This is a genomic window from Vibrio chagasii, assembly GCF_024347355.1.
GTDB classification, from domain to species: domain Bacteria; phylum Pseudomonadota; class Gammaproteobacteria; order Enterobacterales; family Vibrionaceae; genus Vibrio; species Vibrio chagasii.
On record NZ_AP025466.1, the window covers coordinates 451381 to 467031 of the forward strand.

Sequence of the window (15651 nt, forward strand, 5' to 3'; positions counted from 1 at the left end):
AACAAAGGCTCCTCATATGAGGCTGTCTCTTGATCACAAGTCTGGTTAATCAAGAGACTTGGCGAGTTCATACCCTTCAAGGATGGTTTGTAACCTAAGCCATCCTTGCCATAACGTCTTTATAGAAGCGCGACCTGTTCGCTTGGTATTCTTCCAACCACCTAACCGAGCAATACCGTTGTAAGCCCATGATATATTAGGCGCTTCTTTCGGTAGTTTTTTGCTCTCCAACTTGAGCCACATTAACTTCCACGCTTTGCCTTTTAATATCTGCTCACAACTGCTCTTAGATAACTCGTCTGATTCATTCATAAACCTCAACTGGAGTAACCGAGTCGCGATAAAAGCCAAAACGACGCTGAGCCTTTCTAAGTTATCCTTACTTTGCATTCTCAGTTGCTCAACTTCAGTCCCTTCACTTTTCCAGACTTTATGAAAATCTTCTATCAGCCAGCGCCGCTCATAATAACTGACGATTTTGAGTGCCTCTTCCTTGCTCGTTATCGGCTCTGAAGTCAGTAAGTGCCATGCGAGCTTATTACCACTCTCTCCTTGTTCTATACATCCCACGTAGTAAAGCGGAATGTTATCGAACTCTTTCTTGTTAGCAGGAGACTTGAGTGTCACGGGGGCATATTTGATATCTAAATGAGCCTTGCGAGCTTTACGACCGCCTTTTTGCGGTATTTCGAGCACTTTCTCTCCGGCTGATAACAGGGTAGAAGCATAGCTATAAAGACGATTATCGTGCTCTTCAATACAGCGGCTTTGCATTGAGCGAACGAGGAACCTTTGTTGTTGCTCTCGCTTGTAAGTGAGGTATTCAAATAGGTCGGCTTCTCTATCGCACACAGAAATGACATCCGAAATTTTATCGCCAAGTCGCTCAGCGACATGGCGAGAGGCTTGTTCCCACTTATAACTTTCTTTCTCTTTGTATGGTCGAGTCGCATGCTGGTGCCTTTGACCTCGCTTTTCTATATCACGAGTCCAGCGCTGTTGTTCAATTAAACCAATAACAGATTGAGTGTCGGGAGCAAAAAGTAAGGTTGAGTGTACAAACATGGCGCGATGTCGATTGCCTTGATTAGAGTGCCCGAGTTCATCTCGAATGCTGCGATGGGAGTAACTGAGAGAAGTGGTGTCTTCTAAGGCAAGAAGTGTTTGTTGCTCTAATGCTTCTTGTGCGGTGACATAAAAACCCGCTTCTGCGATATCTTCTGCTTTGATTTGCTCATTACGGATGAAGCGATAAGCCCCTTCCATTTCAGCAGGGGATATAATGAGTTTCGAGACGGGTACGCCAGGCTGCTCGGCCAGTGAGGCTGCGAGAGCAACGAGTCTTTGAGTGCGTCTAGGGTCATTAAGGTGGGCTTGACCGAACTGTTTTTGTGCCCAAAGGGTTGGCTCTATATAGGTCATGATAATCATCCTTGTCATTGCTTAGATGATCAGATCATGAAACCTAAAAATAGTTCAAAAAAAATCCCCAAGCGTGGCTTAGGGATTTGTGTATAAGAGACAGCCTCATATGAGGAGCCTTTTTGTTATTCGCTATCTTGGGTCGTTAAAATGGGCAACTGGAAAGAGAAAGTCACCCCTTCTACATCGTCATCATCTATATGGCGAATCATCTCCACTAAATAGCCATTCACGTCTAACTGCAAGCCTTGTTGCTCAACCGCGTTAAACTGCGCTTCTAAAGCCGTGCTGTAGGCGACATCGGAAACCAGATACACATCGCTACACAAGTAGTATCCTTCTGGAATGATCATATCGTAACGCTCTTTAGCCACTTGCCAGTTACCGATTTCAGCGTCTATGTCGTCCCACTTGTTTCTCATCTGCTTAATTGGTGTTGTGCCCATGAGTTGTGTTGATTTCAGACCGTACATTTCAAACACGGTATCCCAATCAGGATCGTCTAGCTTAAGCTTCTGCATACCGCGCTCTGGATACCAAACTAATTCTGTCGGCATCGACTTAACCAGCTCTTTTTCGATGGAAGACTGCACCCCCGGATGTGCCAATCTCTGGATGAAATCGGCAGTCTCCTTGGGAGTCGCGTTGTAACCCATTTCTCGAATGTGCTTTGCCGTCACGCCCAACTCACGCTTGAGCGCCTTGCCTAACGACTGTGATGATGAGAATCCACAATACTGAGCTATCTCAATAACGCTCCATGGCTCGTCATTGATCAACAGGCTAACCGCAATCTGTAGACGCACTCGGCTCAGGTACTGCCCCGGCGTTTCATTAAACAGCTCAGTAAACTGACGATGAAAGTGGTATGGCGAAATCGCGCTTTCGGTTGCGATCTCTTCCCAAGTACGACGTTCACCCCACTCTTCATGCATTAAATTAAGTGCATGGCTAAAGCGTTTTTGGAGGTGCTCTGGCAAAGATTCCACTAACGCAATCTCAGGCACCAGCTTAAAGCCAGGCACTGATTGATAGTCAGGTTTGCTCTGTTGCGTCATACGGTCTTTGTTCTCAGGCATAGAAGCTCTTGTCTCTGTCGACTTGATCGAATTCGATCGCTTGGCTTCACTATCGTCTTTGTCCTTTATAAAATCAATCATGAGCGCTCCAAAGTGAGCTGTGCCTGTACATGTGATTCTTGTTCGACCTGCTCTTTTTCAATAAGCTCTTCAGCTTGAGGCGCTTTTCGGCAAAACAGACCAAGCAACACAGGTATCAAGATCAACGTTACCGCAGTAGCAAACAGTTCACCAAATACCAAGGATACCGCTGCAGGCTTTAGGTATTGTGCTTGTTCTGCCGTTTCACTTAGTAACGGCAACAAGCCGCACACAGTGGTTATCGTGGTTAAGAAGATCGCCCTCAAACGGCTGGTGCCCGCAATGACTAACGCCTTCTGAAGTGGCACGCCTTGGCGATATTCCGTATTAAAACGCGTGATCAGCACCAACGAGTCGTTAATCACGATCCCCGTCATGGCCATCATACCGAACATTGAAAGAATGCTGATCGGCAAGTCCATCAAGTAATGACCAAAAATCGCACCTGCGAATCCAAATGGGATGACTGCCATGATAATCATTGGTTGCCAGTAAGACTTCAAAGGCACCGCCAACAAGATATAGATCATCAGCAGAGTCAGAATCATTGCGGATTTAAAGCCATCCGACACTTCCCCTATCTCTTCAAACTCACCGCCCGCTTTGATGGTTACGCTTGGATATTGAAGGTGCAGAGACTCAATCGTATCTTCAAGTTGCTCACGTGTTTTTTCTGGTGATTGCAGGTCACGGTTTTGCTTCCAATAGAGGTTAATCACTTGCTCTCGGTCTCGACGATAAACCACTTGCGGTTCTTGCTCGTGACGGAACTCAGCAATATCACCCATCATCACGCTACCACCGTTCGGCAACATGATAATGGCTTGCTGTAGCTGAGCTAAGGTTCTGCGCTCATCCCTAGGGTATTGCAGCAATACTTTGGTCTCTTGTCCGTTTTCTAAAAGACGATGAACTTCCCTTTCGCCAAATGCTTCGTCTGCAAGTTGAGCTAGCGTGACTTGCGTTAAGCCAAGCTGCTGACCATATTGATTCAGCACCAAACGAACTTGTGGTAAACCATCCTGACCATCATCGTAAACATCCGAAACACCTTTTAAGGACGCTAAAGTATCTGCTAGCTGTTCACTGACACGAGACGCCAATTCACGATCGTTGGAAGAGATCGTTAAGAATGTGCCACCAGCAGGCTCCTCTGCTGCGCTGAATTTCACCGAGTAAGCGCCTTCAATTTGCCCAGTGATTTCTCGCCATTGCTTCAGCAGTAAATTGCCCGGCAATAAGCTTAAAGATTCATTGGTAAGCTCGGCAGTGACTTCAATTTCCCCATAACCATCTGACCACGCGAGCAGGTTTACGACGGGCTTCTCTTGTAATGGATAATCTTCCATTAAGCCTTTCTCAACCTGGGTCATCGCTTGCTCTACTTGCAACAAAGCTTGGCGCTGCAGTGGTAACGGCGCACCATCTTCTAGCTCAATAACAGCCGTAATGTAACGCCCCGGAATTTCAGGGAACAGCGCACTTCGAATCGCCCCATTCGACCACATGCCATAAGCCAGTGAGATAACCGCGACAAACCCAAGCAAAGACGCCCCTTTGTAACCGAGTGCAAACTCCAATATTGGCTTATAGATGTTGAGATTGAACCACTGCAAACCGCCTTGAGCGGCGTTCTGAACCTTGGCAAAAATACTGGTCGATGGCTTTTTCACTGAAAGCTGAGCCAAGTGTGACGGCAAAATAAATTTGCTTTCAATCAACGAGAAGATCAAAGCGAAGATCACCACGGCCGAAAACCCAGCAAGCACCTTGGCTAACTCATTGTTAATCCAGAGCATTGGAGAAAATGCAGCAATAGTTGTCAACACACCAAATACAGTTGTCACTGAGACGGAATGCACGCCCTGCCAAGCGGCTTTCTTTCCGTTTATATTAGGAGAATAGCCTGTGCTACGCGTCCGTTTTTCATGTATCGCTTCCCCCACAACCACGGCATCATCCACTAGTACTCCGAGTACCAAGATAAAACCAAACAAGGTGATGTCGTTGATGCTGTAGTTAAACCACTGCATTGCGGCAAGCGTCCCTGTGAACGCAATCGGGATGCCCATAGCGACCCAAAACGCGAGCCTAATCTCAAGAAATATCCCAAGTAGGATCAGTACAATTAGTAAGCCTTGCCAGGCGTTTTCGCTCAAACGAAACAGCTGTTCTTCAATGTAAGGCGCCATATCAGCCATGGTATTCAGCTCAATATCCGAAGGTAGAATCGCTCGTTGTGCATCCAGTGTTTCACTGATTGCTTCGCTGACTTTAAGTAGGTTATCGGTTTGGCTAGTACTGACCAACAAAGCGATGGCGTTAGAACCGTTGTTACGCACGATAGAACCACTGAATTGGTAGCCACGGGTTAGCTTGGCAATGTCTCCCAAGCGTATTTCTCCATTACTTCCCGAAATCACGACAAGCTGATTGAGCTTCTGTAAATCATCGGCATAACCGTCACCACGAATCACCATTCGGCCTTTGTCACTAATTAGCTCGCCGCTACGAGACTCAAGTGAACGCTGCTCAACTAAACCTGCAAGATCTTCCAAGCTCAATCCCAGCGCCTTGAGTTGGTCTGGATCTGGCTCGATCACCAACTGAGGCGTTCGAGTTCCCCAGTTTGAGACCATGGAAATTTGAGGGTTCTTCTTCAGCGCTTGTTCAAGTTGCTTAGCAATAGGTTGTAACTCTTCATCGGTTCTTGGGCCTGACACCACAACAAACGCGGCTAAGTTGGTAAATTCATTGCGCACCACTTGCGGTCTTTCTGCTTGCACGGGAAAGCCGTTGATGGCGTTAACTTGGTTACGAATGTCATCCAACAGCTTGTCTAAGTCTGTGCTGCTGGTTTTACGTACCACGACCCGAGACACGCCAGCACTCGATTGGCTAGTGATCTGTTTGATGCCTGCTATGCCGCTGATCGACTCTTCGATTCGTTGCGTTACGCTCTCATCAATTTGTTGTGCAGTACCGCCAGGATACGCCACAGTAATACTGATTGATGATGGTGCAATTTGCGGGAACGACTCGACACGCAACTGCCCAAACGCCAACACACCGCTGATAACAATCGCCATCATCAACAAATTGGCAGCGACTGGGTTATTAATGAACCATCTTGTCATCCAACTCATTGGTTTGATTCCTTAATCTGTGTGACATCAGATTTACTCGCGAGCATGGCTTCAGAATGGATTCCATTGAACCTAGGCGCGACTTGTTTACCGATAAGCATGGAAGAAAGTGGATACTGCACCACACGGCGAGGCTCATCACTTCGATGATTGAAGCGAATATCAAGCTCTTGGCTGCCTTGACCAATAAGTGTTACCAACTCTTTTCGTAAACGGTCTTCTGTGTCCAACGTCCACACATACCCGTCTCGGGTCATCGCACTCAGAGGTATGCTAATCACATCATCTTGTAGACCTAGGTTAACCACAGCTTGAACCTGCTGATTAGGGAAAAGCCTAGGCTTATCGTGGTCAGGATTTTTAACCGACAGCACGACTTGTCTTTGGCGAGTCACCGAATCCACTTCTGGCGACACATAGCGCACCTTCGCCGGCCATTGGTTCCCAGAACGACTCACGACACGAATGCTCGGCTTAACCAAGGCAGCTTGTACTTGTTGCCAATGCAATTCAGAGATTGGAAGCTCGATATCAATCGAATCACTGGCGGCTAACTCAAAGGTCACTTGCCCCGCCTCTACCCACTCTCTTGGGCTAATGTGGCGTTTCATGACCACAGCATCAAAAGGCGCCGTAATCACTGACTCTTCGACTAGCTTCTTCGCACTGACATACGCCTGTTTGGCTTGTTGCAGGTTAGCTTTCGCTGCAAGCACTTGAGGCTCTCTGCGTGCAAAGGACGAACTTGTTTTTGGGTTGAGCATTTTAAGAGCGACAGTCTGTTCATGCTTAGCCTGTTTCAATTCCAACTCAGCTTGCTTTAACGCACTTAACGCTTGCGCCAAGTTCGCATCAACGGCGCTGGTATCTAACCTCGCCAACACGTCGCCCTTAGTCACTAGCTGTCCCGGTTCAATGTTTTCATTCAGCCACTTAAGTTGCGCACTACTCGACGCTTTAAGTTGAATTGGCCAACGAGCAGCGGTTAAGCCAAGTACCGTTAACGTCGATTCGTGCTGCGAAGGTGTCACCTCCAATACAGAAACCGGTGCCAGTACTGCTTGTTTCTTCACTGGCTCTACTACCTCAGGTTCCAATTCATCGACAACAATCAAGGCAGCAAAGATAGCCGCACAACCGACTAATACCGAAAGTGGCTTTTTAAACTTCATAAGGCATCTCCTTGGTAGCCTGTTGGACAGAGGTATGATTGAGTCGCTGACTGATTTCAGTAAGACGAGAAAGGGTTTGCAGTGTAATTGGTAGCATCACTACGGTTTCAACAAACTCCAGTGAATAAGTAACGATAGAGAACACTTGTCCTGCAGTCGGCTCGATAAGCTTACTCACCATCCACAAATTGCCCACGACTGCGCCAAACAAAACGGTAAAGATCAGTCCGTAGACAATCGCCTCAGTATCTGAAAGCTTGATTTCACATTGTTTTAAGCGTTCAAAGTGCCAACGAAGCGCTGATAAGCGAACACCGCTCAACAGTTGAACCTGCTGTTCGACTTGATCGTTGAATTGGCCATTAAGTTGGGTAAAGGTTCGGTGGAACGCGCCATAAATCGCGAGCATCGATAGCCCTGCAAACAACATGCAAAGCGCCAATGAGAAATGGAATGTAGAGAGAATCACCACTGTCGCAACAAGCTGTACCACTGCCGTCATCAGAGCAGGCAAATCGTCTTCTAAGAAATCAACCAGCTCACGCGACATTGTGAGACGAGCGTCTTTGGTTGATAAAGATAAGCCACGCAGGTTTCGCTCCACGATATTCGCCAGTTTGACACGAATAGCGCCATATACACGGGTATCGTAGAAACGACGAACGACACTGATGATCACCAGTACAAAAAGGATCAATGCCAGCATCATCAAGGGCTGGAAGCTTTGGTTTAACACACCGTCGATGGCGTAACCAATAAACAGCGGCAGCAGAATAAGCATCACGTTTTCAGCTAAAACCATTAACCAAGTCGAAGCGACCTTTAATGGGTTAAGCCGAATAATCGTTAGCAGAGAGATGGGATGTTTGAATAGCATTATTGAGCCCATAAATGAATATGGCGTCAGTATTACCAATTCGGCATGGGAAAAAGTGTCCCAGATTGCTGTATTGGGAAATCACATGCAATTCAAGGGCAGCAAACCCTATAGGCGACGAACTTAATTACATTAATTAGAGGGAAGTTCAGACAGGAAGGTTGAATTTATCGAAGTGGAAACTGGGATAACTCACCCGACAGAAGAAAACAATGATTCGCTTATGTTTGGTACAAACGTATTGTTTATTAGGTACGTACTGTCGGGCGTAAATTAAATTAGCTACTTAGCGTGTCTTCAAATACACCTAGCTCACGGCCAAGCCAGATCGCACGTACTGTATGGTCTAATGTTTCTTCACCACCAGTTACTGGGTGAATCAGCACCGACATATCACCGCGCTCTTGCTCAAGCCATTCCACGATGCCTGACTCTTTGTTGGCAAAATGAATCTCAAACATCGGCATTTTATGTGGGCCAACCAAACGTTGTACTAAAGGAAAAACCTCTAATACATCTTTACGCTCAGATAGAATCTTTTGACGAAGTGTTTCTGCTTGCTCCGCAAATCGCAGAGGGAAATAAACATGACCGTGGTACATGGCACAATCCTTTAGAATTATGATGACGCGATTTTATACCTAAATAGCCTGCAATAGCTAAATCTAAATATGATAAGTCAGCCAAAATCAGTACTTACGATTTTAACGATGTATCACAGTTCTAGGATGTCTTTTGCACAAAAGAAAAGCGCCATACATAACCTTATGCATGGCGCTCATTGAAGTAGCAACTTGAGGGTAAGCCTCAAACCTACCTACGTTAGATCTTTTTACTGTATGGGTTTAGTGCACATTTCAGTCTCTTTAATACGACCAATGCGGTCACACGCCCCCAACTAAACAACACTCTTTGATGTAAACGGAAAATAGTGTCGTAAAGGTTCCGCACAAATCGACCACGCAAAAGTACTCTGTCATTCATCAGCGCGCCGACCGCATAGTCATGACCAACCGCTACCAACATACCTCCATCATGGAAAACAAAGGGTTGTAATGCCTTACCTTTCGCTAAACGCTTGAACTGCTGAGCCAAGTGACCCGCGGCTTGATTAGCAGCTTGAGCTCTTGGCGGAACAAAAGAACCATCCGGTTGTGGACACTCTGCACTGTCGCCAATCACAAAGATATCGTTGTCATTGGTTGTTCTTAGTGTCTGATCTACAACTAGTTGATTGATTCGATTTGTCTCTAAACCATCTAATTCACTTAGCCAATCTGCACATTTAATACCAGCAGCCCATACTTGCAGATCTGCTGAAATAATCTCATCTTCTGAAGTGACTAATTTCGCCTCTTCAGCTCTTTGAATGCGAGTCCCAGTCCTAACGTTAATGCCTTGTTTTACCAAAGCTTCATGAACTCGTTTCGACATGCATTCAGGCCCAGCAGGCAACACACGATCAGCCGCTTCAATTAAAGTGATCTCAAGACTGCCTTCCTGACGATAGCGCTGTAGCTTGGCACTCACTTTTGCTAGCTCTGCCGCCAGTTCAACGCCCGTTGCACCTGCGCCAACAATTGAAATTTTGCGCTGACTGCTTGCTCTCAGTAGAGGGTTGATCTCCTGCCAAGCTTTTTGGGCTTGCAATGCTGAATCAAGGAATAGACAGTGTTCACTCACGCCTTCTGTTTTAAAGTCATTGCTGATGGCGCCGACTGCGATAACAAGATAATCGTACTCTAGCTCTTGCATCGTACCGCTAAAATGATTCAGTTTGATGACTTTATTAGCACGCTCTAAGCCGCTCATGGAGGCTTGAACATAGGTGTAACCATTACAAGATGCATGTTGGAAGTAGCTGACAGCGTCGAGTTCTTCGTCGAATGTTCCCGCTGCAATTTCGTGTAAACGCGGTTTCCAGTAATGGTGTGACGATGGCTCTACAAGTGTCACATCATAACGTTTATCACGACCTAAACGCGTAACTAACTCCAGGCCAGCAGCGCCGCCACCAACCACAACAATCTTTTCTTTCTGTTTCAACATTCGCTTACCCACCATGCCTAAAGGCAAAATCTTTCTGATGGAGTGCATTATATTTATAACAAAATTAATGATAATCCCAATTCAAATCAAATCACTTTTACTAATTTGTAATAATAAAACTCAAATTGATTAATTACAGGATCAAAAAAGCGCCACATTCAAAAAGAATTTGTGACGCTTCTGTCTACCTTAAATAAAAACTAAGGCTTTAGTTTCAGTACCTTATCAATATCTTCAGCCGAGTGGCGTTCTGGTACTTGTTCCCACTCTTCACCCCATGAGCGGTTGATAATACGACCGCGTTGGAAGCCTTCACGCGCTTCTAGTAACTTCGCCCAGCGAACGACATTGGTGTAAGACTCAACCTGCAAGAACTCAGCAGCATCATAAAGGTTACCGAGTACCAGGTTGCCATACCAAGGCCAAATAGCCATATCGGCGATAGTCAGCTCTTCTCCAGCGACAAAGGTACTTTTTGCTAGCTGCTTATCCAATACGTCTAGTTGACGCTTAGCTTCCATCGCGAAGCGGTTAATTGGGTACTCTTGCTTTTCATCTGCGTAAGCGTAGAAGTGACCAAAGCCGCCACCTAGGAATGGGGCTGAGCCTTGTGCCCAAAATAGCCAGTTAAACGTTTGAGAACGAGCAGCGCCCTCTTTCGGTAAGAAGTGACCAAACTTTTCAGCTAAATGAACCAGAATGGAAGCCGATTCAAAAACGTTCACGTCTTCATTGCCAGATTTATCGACCAAAGCAGGAATTTTCGAGTTAGGGTTTACACCAACAAAACCAGAAGAGAATTGATCCGACTCACCAATATTAATCAAGTACGCATCATATTCAGCTTCTTTCACGCCCGCAGCTAATAACTCTTCAAGCATGATCGTCACTTTTTGGCCATTCGGTGTGCCAAGAGAATACAGTTGCAGAGCATGTTCACCAACAGCCAGAGCTTTGTCGAATCGAGCGCCAGATTCAGGGCTATTGATGTTTGCCCACTTGTTACCACCGGCAGTATCGTTAACCCATACTTTTGGTGGTGTGTATTGATGTGACATGATATTTCCTTATTAGTATAGGGTCTTACCAACAGATATTAGGTCACATTTACTCGGTTAAAACCCCTCAATGCGTTTTCTTTTCAAACTGTTAAGCATGCCTTATTCCAGAAAGACATATCCAACATACGGCCCCCTCTGTATAAGCGTTCACAAACCAGTCCAGCGCAAAATTGATGTTAGTTAAAGCAAAGCATCATTTAGTGACAACACCTCTAGAGCTTCAATAAAGCTGTGATAGTATCGACTGATTACAACAAATAGGAATTTGGCAATGTCTTCAGATTACAATGGCTCAAGCGCGGCATACGCTCGCCAGGAGCAAGGTTACCGTGAGAAAGCACTCAAACTTTACCCTTGGGTTTGTGGTAAATGTGCACGTGAATTTGTTTACTCGAACCTAAGAGAGCTGACGGTTCACCACGTCGACCACGACCACACCAATAACCCTGAAGACGGCAGTAACTGGGAACTATTGTGTCTTTACTGTCACGATCATGAACATTCTAAATACACAGACCACGAACGCTACGGTGTCGATGCCACAGCACGTTTAGACGACCACCAAACGGCGACACATAACCCGTTTGCTGATCTAGCGAAAATGATGAAGAAGTAAAACGCTCTTCATTCCTGGCTCGATAACAAGAAACCCCAGTATGTCGCCATACTGGGGTTTCTTTTATCTGAGGCCATATAGGTTCTCGCAGGATCAAAAAAGCCTTCCGAAGAAGGCTTTTGAAAATCTGTTTTTAACTATGCTGCAGCTTGCTTGCGAGATTCTTCAATCTGTTTCTCACGTTTCTTTAGTGTCAGCTTATCGCGGTAAGAGAACCACACGTAAGACACAACCACTAAGAAGAATAGGTAAGACAATGAGAAGATGAATGGTGACTGGATAATATCGTTAGAGATACCCCAAGACAAACCTACCACTGTTACCGCGATTTTTGCAAAGAAACCGCACATTAGCAGCACTAGTGCTAGCTGTGGGAAACGTGTGCTGCGGAATGCAAGCCAGTAGCAACTACCCACTGCAAGTGCTGCAATGTAGAAACCGAACAAGAAAGAATGAATATGATCAGCGGCTGCTACACCACCAGTAATCGACATCAGTAGAATTAAAAATAGTTTCATAACACTTGCCTCTTAGTAGACTAGAAACGCATCCTTTCAAATTTGAAATCTCAGTTTGCGTACTATTTTCCCACTTTTTACGGACAAAACAAGCCCAAAAAACGAACAAATTGTAACCAACAAGAAACACAAAGCCCCTTATTAACAATCAATTAACATTCGTAAATTCAACAAACTAAGTTCCCTCTGGGGTTGTGGCGATTAATGTCCAATTTGATTTATTTTGTTACACAAAATTAACCACAGAAATAATTTAAAATTAATTGCAATGATGTGATGAGAGCACGGTTTGTAGGGACACTAGCAGGAAGAGATTGGGTAAAAAGCATGAATACTGGAGCCTAAACCAGCAAAGTGTACAAAAAAGAAAGGTGTTAACAACAACTGCAACACGCATAAAAAACAGTTCTTTAACAACTCAAGTTTAATTTTGATAAAAATGGAAAAAGAGATTCCAATCACATTTTTATTGGTTATAATCCGCGCTCTTTTGCGCTATCTGTTGATAAACGCAAACTAATTTTGAAGAAATAATCACAATAACCCGTCTTTAGTCCTGTGGCTCTCACTAGACCAAAGACAAAACTGAGAATAAAAATGAGCAAGATTGATAAAGCTACACGTATCCTGCTAGCAGGCTTCTGTATCAACCTTTGTCTTGGCATCCTGTATGCTTGGAGTGTATTTAACAAAGCCCTACAAGGTGAAGGCTGGTCTGCAGCTGAAGCATCAGCACCATACGCGACTGCAACAATCACATTCTCTATCTGTCTTCTTGTTGCTGGTATCCTACAAGACCGCATGGGTCCACGTAAGATCCTAATTCTTGGTACAGCTCTTACTGGCATTGGCATGATCGCATCTGGTTTTGCGACTTCTCCACTAATGCTAAACATCACATTCGGTGTAATGGCAGGCGCTGGTATCGGCTTCGGTTATGCATGTCTTTCTCCTTCTGCAATGAAGTGGTTCCACCCTTCTAAGAAAGGTATGGTTAACGGTCTGATCGCAGCAGGCTTCGGTCTAGCGGCAATTTACCTTGCTCCAGTTACTGCTGCTCTTATCGAGAGCATGGGCATCCAAACAAGCTTTAAGATTCTTGGTGTTGGTGTACTAGCAATCGCTGTACCTCTAGCAGCAACAATCAACAACCCACCAGCGGGTTACGCTCCAGCTGAACCAAAAGTAAAAGCTGGCCAAGCTCCAAAAGCTGTTAAGAAGAGCGAAGACCTATCTTGGAAAGTAATGCTGAAGACTCCTCAGTTCTACTCTCTATGGATCATGTACGCTTTCGCAGCTTCTGTTGGTCTAATGATCATCGGTAACATCACAAGTATCGCAAGCGCACAAGCAAACCTACCGAACGCGGTTTACCTTGCTTCTATCCTTGCTGTATTTAACTCAGGCGGTCGTGTTGCTGCTGGTATGCTTGCTGACAAAATCGGTGGCGTTCGTACTCTTCTACTTGCGTTCATTCTGCAAGGTGCAAACATGGCGCTATTCGCTACGTTTAACACTGAGTTCACACTAATCATCGGTACTGCAGTAGCAGCGGTTGGTTACGGTACTCTACTAGCAGTATTCCCAACGCTTACAGCTGAGTTCTACGGCCTTAAAAACTACGGTACTAACTACGGCGTGCTTTACACGGCATGGGGTATCGGTGGTGCAATCGGTACAGCGGTTGTTGGTTACTCGATGACTAACGGCGACAGCTACGGCCTTGCTTACACTATTTCTGCAGCAATGATGGCAGTATGTATTGTTCTAGCAATCATCACTAAGCCAATGTCTGAAGCGAAAGCGGCTGAGCTAAAAGCATCTCAAGCTTAATCTGATAAAAGATTGAATTTGAAAAGAAAGAGCTTAACCTTAGGGTTAGGCTCTTTTTGTATGAAGCGACGTATCAAGTGACATTAGAATCCACTCCTCAACTACACCCAACTTACTACCTCGACAACTTCAATCGACTGATTGAACACGCTCAAACGTACTACCCTGACCTTCTAAGCGCCGATGAAACTCGTTGGCTACAAGGTTACAAGCGCCTTTCTACACCTAGCCAGTGTTTAATGGTTCGTTTGCTGTCTCGTAAGGGGTGTTGGTTTCGCAGTGATAAACTCGACTACGTTGAAATACCCAACCTCTCAGATGCGCTGCAAGAGCTGAGCACATCCGGCTTTATCGCACTGAGTAATCCTAAAGCTACACACAACCTTGTCATCACAGAGCATGAGTTAGGCTTACACTTGCTCACCAAGCCTGAGCTATTAAACCTATTTCCTCCCCTCAAAAGCAGTAAGTCGGCTAAAAAGGACGTGCTATTGGGGCTGCTGACTCAACAACCTTTTGATAATTATCAAGCCTTAACATTTGACTGTATCCATGCTATTGAAGCCGAAGTTATCGATTTATTACTGCTACTCTTTTTTGCCAATACATACCAAGATCTCAGTCAGTTCGTTTTAAGCGATCTTGGCCTCAACACTTTTGAAAACTACCCATTGAGCAAGCAGCGTCGCTTCTTCAACTCCAGGGAGCAGGTCGATCAACTGCTCTCAATGCGCGATGTTCAGCGCCAATATTATGAAAGTGACCGTAAGGACAGCGATGTTCTTGAGAACCTTTTGCAATCCTTACCGTGTGAATCAGAACATCGCACCATAGCGCGAAAACGCTCGCGCCTGATCAATGACATTGCTCGAGATCTAGAAAGACTCAATCAGAACGAAAAAGCCGTTCATTGGTTTAAGCAATCATCACTTCCACCGAGCAGAGAGCGGCTTGCTCGCATCTACGACAAGCAAGATGAACTAGACCTAATGAGTGACACCGTCACGGAGATGCAAACCAATCCATCTGACGTATCAGAACTGGAAGTCGCCGTTAAGCTTGAGCAGAGGTTGCTACGCAAGCAGGGACAAAAGGTTCCACGCGCTTCAAAGCCAACTTGCGAACAAATTAGATTGGAATTAGACCTAAGCCAAACCAGAGTCGAGCTTGCCGTTAAGCAATATTTTGAAGTTCAAGGTTGGGAAGTCTATTTTTCCGAGAACAGCTTTCTGTGTGGGTTGTTCGGCTTGGCGTTTTGGGATGTAATTTTCTCAGATGTCGAGGGGGCATTTATCAACCGCTACCAACATAGACCGCTGGATCTCTATCATTCCGACTTTCAACAAAAGCGTGTATTGCAAATCAATGCCGTATTCCAAACCATCTCGAGCAAAGGCATTGAACACTTGCTCGATGTCTATGATGAAAAGCTTGGCATTGCTAATCCGTTTGTTCATTGGAATCACTTCCCTAAAGCACTCATCGAACATAGCATCCACTCAGTACCACGAGCCTTGCTGATCGAGCTCTTCAAAGTCATATTGAGTGACCTAAAACTGTTTAGAACCGGAATGCCTGACCTGATCGCTTTTAAAGATGACCAATTTCACTGGATAGAAGTCAAAGGCCCTGGAGACAAATTACAAGACAACCAATGGCGTTGGATAAAGGAATTTGAGCGACTCTCAGTCCCCTTTTCTGTTTGTTACGTTAACCAGTAGGCCTGAATACTGAGCTCTATGCCCACAGCCAAGCCTTGCGAATCGCTCAATCCTATAGAGATCTTGTCTACACAAT

At 45.3% G+C, this 15651-nt stretch carries 12 protein-coding genes; 3 read left to right on the forward strand and 9 right to left on the reverse strand.

Annotation, left to right across the window (positions count from 1 at the left end; translation table 11 throughout):
- Positions 1 to 45: 45 nt before the first annotated feature.
- The 8 genes from OCV52_RS18010 to yghU all read right to left on the reverse strand — a co-directional run bounded on the left by OCV52_RS18010 (position 46) and on the right by yghU (position 10884).
- Positions 46 to 1422: an IS4 family transposase gene (locus OCV52_RS18010; protein WP_261900842.1), complete on the reverse strand. Its 1377-nt coding sequence runs from the start codon at positions 1420 to 1422 to the stop codon at positions 46 to 48.
- 125 nt (positions 1423 to 1547) lie between these two features.
- Positions 1548 to 2582 (reverse strand): helix-turn-helix transcriptional regulator, encoded by a 1035-nt coding sequence (locus OCV52_RS18015; protein WP_137408989.1) that lies wholly within the window; start codon positions 2580 to 2582, stop codon positions 1548 to 1550.
- Complete coding sequence (locus OCV52_RS18020; protein ID WP_137408988.1) at positions 2579 to 5728, reverse strand: efflux RND transporter permease subunit; 3150 nt, start codon at positions 5726 to 5728, stop codon at positions 2579 to 2581. The genes OCV52_RS18015 and OCV52_RS18020 overlap by 4 nt, the downstream gene beginning before the upstream one ends.
- Positions 5725 to 6900, reverse strand: coding sequence for an efflux RND transporter periplasmic adaptor subunit (locus OCV52_RS18025; RefSeq protein ID WP_137408987.1), 1176 nt, complete (start codon positions 6898 to 6900; stop codon positions 5725 to 5727). Before OCV52_RS18025 ends, OCV52_RS18020 begins: the two co-directional genes overlap by 4 nt.
- A complete protein-coding gene (locus tag OCV52_RS18030; protein ID WP_137408986.1) occupies positions 6890 to 7777 on the reverse strand; it encodes an ABC transporter six-transmembrane domain-containing protein in 888 nt (295 codons plus the stop codon). Before OCV52_RS18030 ends, OCV52_RS18025 begins: the two co-directional genes overlap by 11 nt.
- 278 nt (positions 7778 to 8055) lie before the next feature.
- The gene (locus tag OCV52_RS18035) at positions 8056 to 8379 is read right to left on the reverse strand and encodes a DOPA 4,5-dioxygenase family protein (protein WP_004740273.1); all 324 of its coding nucleotides are present in this window, start codon (positions 8377 to 8379) and stop codon (positions 8056 to 8058) included.
- Positions 8380 to 8599: 220 nt separating this feature from the next.
- Complete coding sequence (locus OCV52_RS18040; protein ID WP_137408985.1) at positions 8600 to 9826, reverse strand: NAD(P)/FAD-dependent oxidoreductase; 1227 nt, start codon at positions 9824 to 9826, stop codon at positions 8600 to 8602.
- Between the two features lie 200 nt (positions 9827 to 10026).
- Positions 10027 to 10884: a glutathione-dependent disulfide-bond oxidoreductase gene (gene yghU / locus OCV52_RS18045; RefSeq protein WP_137408984.1), complete on the reverse strand. Its 858-nt coding sequence runs from the start codon at positions 10882 to 10884 to the stop codon at positions 10027 to 10029.
- Between the two features lie 274 nt (positions 10885 to 11158).
- Between yghU and OCV52_RS18050 the strand changes: the two genes are divergently transcribed.
- Positions 11159 to 11503 (forward strand): YajD family HNH nuclease, encoded by a 345-nt coding sequence (locus OCV52_RS18050; RefSeq protein ID WP_004740276.1) that lies wholly within the window; start codon positions 11159 to 11161, stop codon positions 11501 to 11503.
- Positions 11504 to 11640: 137 nt separating this feature from the next.
- Here OCV52_RS18050 and OCV52_RS18055 read toward each other — a convergent pair whose 3' ends face one another.
- On the reverse strand, positions 11641 to 12021 hold the full coding sequence (locus OCV52_RS18055) for an NADH:ubiquinone oxidoreductase (RefSeq protein WP_137408983.1): 381 nt from the start codon (positions 12019 to 12021) through the stop codon (positions 11641 to 11643).
- Between the two features lie 597 nt (positions 12022 to 12618).
- Between OCV52_RS18055 and OCV52_RS18060 the strand changes: the two genes are divergently transcribed.
- Both OCV52_RS18060 and OCV52_RS18065 read left to right on the forward strand, forming a co-directional pair.
- Entirely contained in the window at positions 12619 to 13854 is a 1236-nt protein-coding gene (locus OCV52_RS18060) for an L-lactate MFS transporter (protein ID WP_137408982.1), read from the forward strand.
- 56 nt (positions 13855 to 13910) lie between these two features.
- Complete coding sequence (locus OCV52_RS18065) at positions 13911 to 15575, forward strand: VRR-NUC domain-containing protein (RefSeq protein WP_137408981.1); 1665 nt, start codon at positions 13911 to 13913, stop codon at positions 15573 to 15575.
- Positions 15576 to 15651: the final 76 nt, after the last annotated feature.

Bases quoted from the DNA above. Each gene is read 5' to 3' on its own strand.
- OCV52_RS18010 (WP_261900842.1), bottom strand. From the start codon at position 1,422: ATGACCTATATAGAGCCAACCCTTTGGGCACAAAAACAGTTCGGTCAA.
- OCV52_RS18015 (WP_137408989.1), bottom strand. From the start codon at position 2,582: ATGATTGATTTTATAAAGGACAAAGACGATAGTGAAGCCAAGCGATCG.
- OCV52_RS18020 (WP_137408988.1), bottom strand. From the start codon at position 5,728: ATGAGTTGGATGACAAGATGGTTCATTAATAACCCAGTCGCTGCCAAT.
- OCV52_RS18025 (WP_137408987.1), bottom strand. From the start codon at position 6,900: ATGAAGTTTAAAAAGCCACTTTCGGTATTAGTCGGTTGTGCGGCTATC.
- OCV52_RS18030 (WP_137408986.1), bottom strand. From the start codon at position 7,777: ATGCTATTCAAACATCCCATCTCTCTGCTAACGATTATTCGGCTTAAC.
- OCV52_RS18035 (WP_004740273.1), bottom strand. From the start codon at position 8,379: ATGTACCACGGTCATGTTTATTTCCCTCTGCGATTTGCGGAGCAAGCA.
- OCV52_RS18040 (WP_137408985.1), bottom strand. From the start codon at position 9,826: ATGTTGAAACAGAAAGAAAAGATTGTTGTGGTTGGTGGCGGCGCTGCT.
- yghU (WP_137408984.1), bottom strand. From the start codon at position 10,884: ATGTCACATCAATACACACCACCAAAAGTATGGGTTAACGATACTGCC.
- OCV52_RS18050 (WP_004740276.1), top strand. From the start codon at position 11,159: ATGTCTTCAGATTACAATGGCTCAAGCGCGGCATACGCTCGCCAGGAG.
- OCV52_RS18055 (WP_137408983.1), bottom strand. From the start codon at position 12,021: ATGAAACTATTTTTAATTCTACTGATGTCGATTACTGGTGGTGTAGCA.
- OCV52_RS18060 (WP_137408982.1), top strand. From the start codon at position 12,619: ATGAGCAAGATTGATAAAGCTACACGTATCCTGCTAGCAGGCTTCTGT.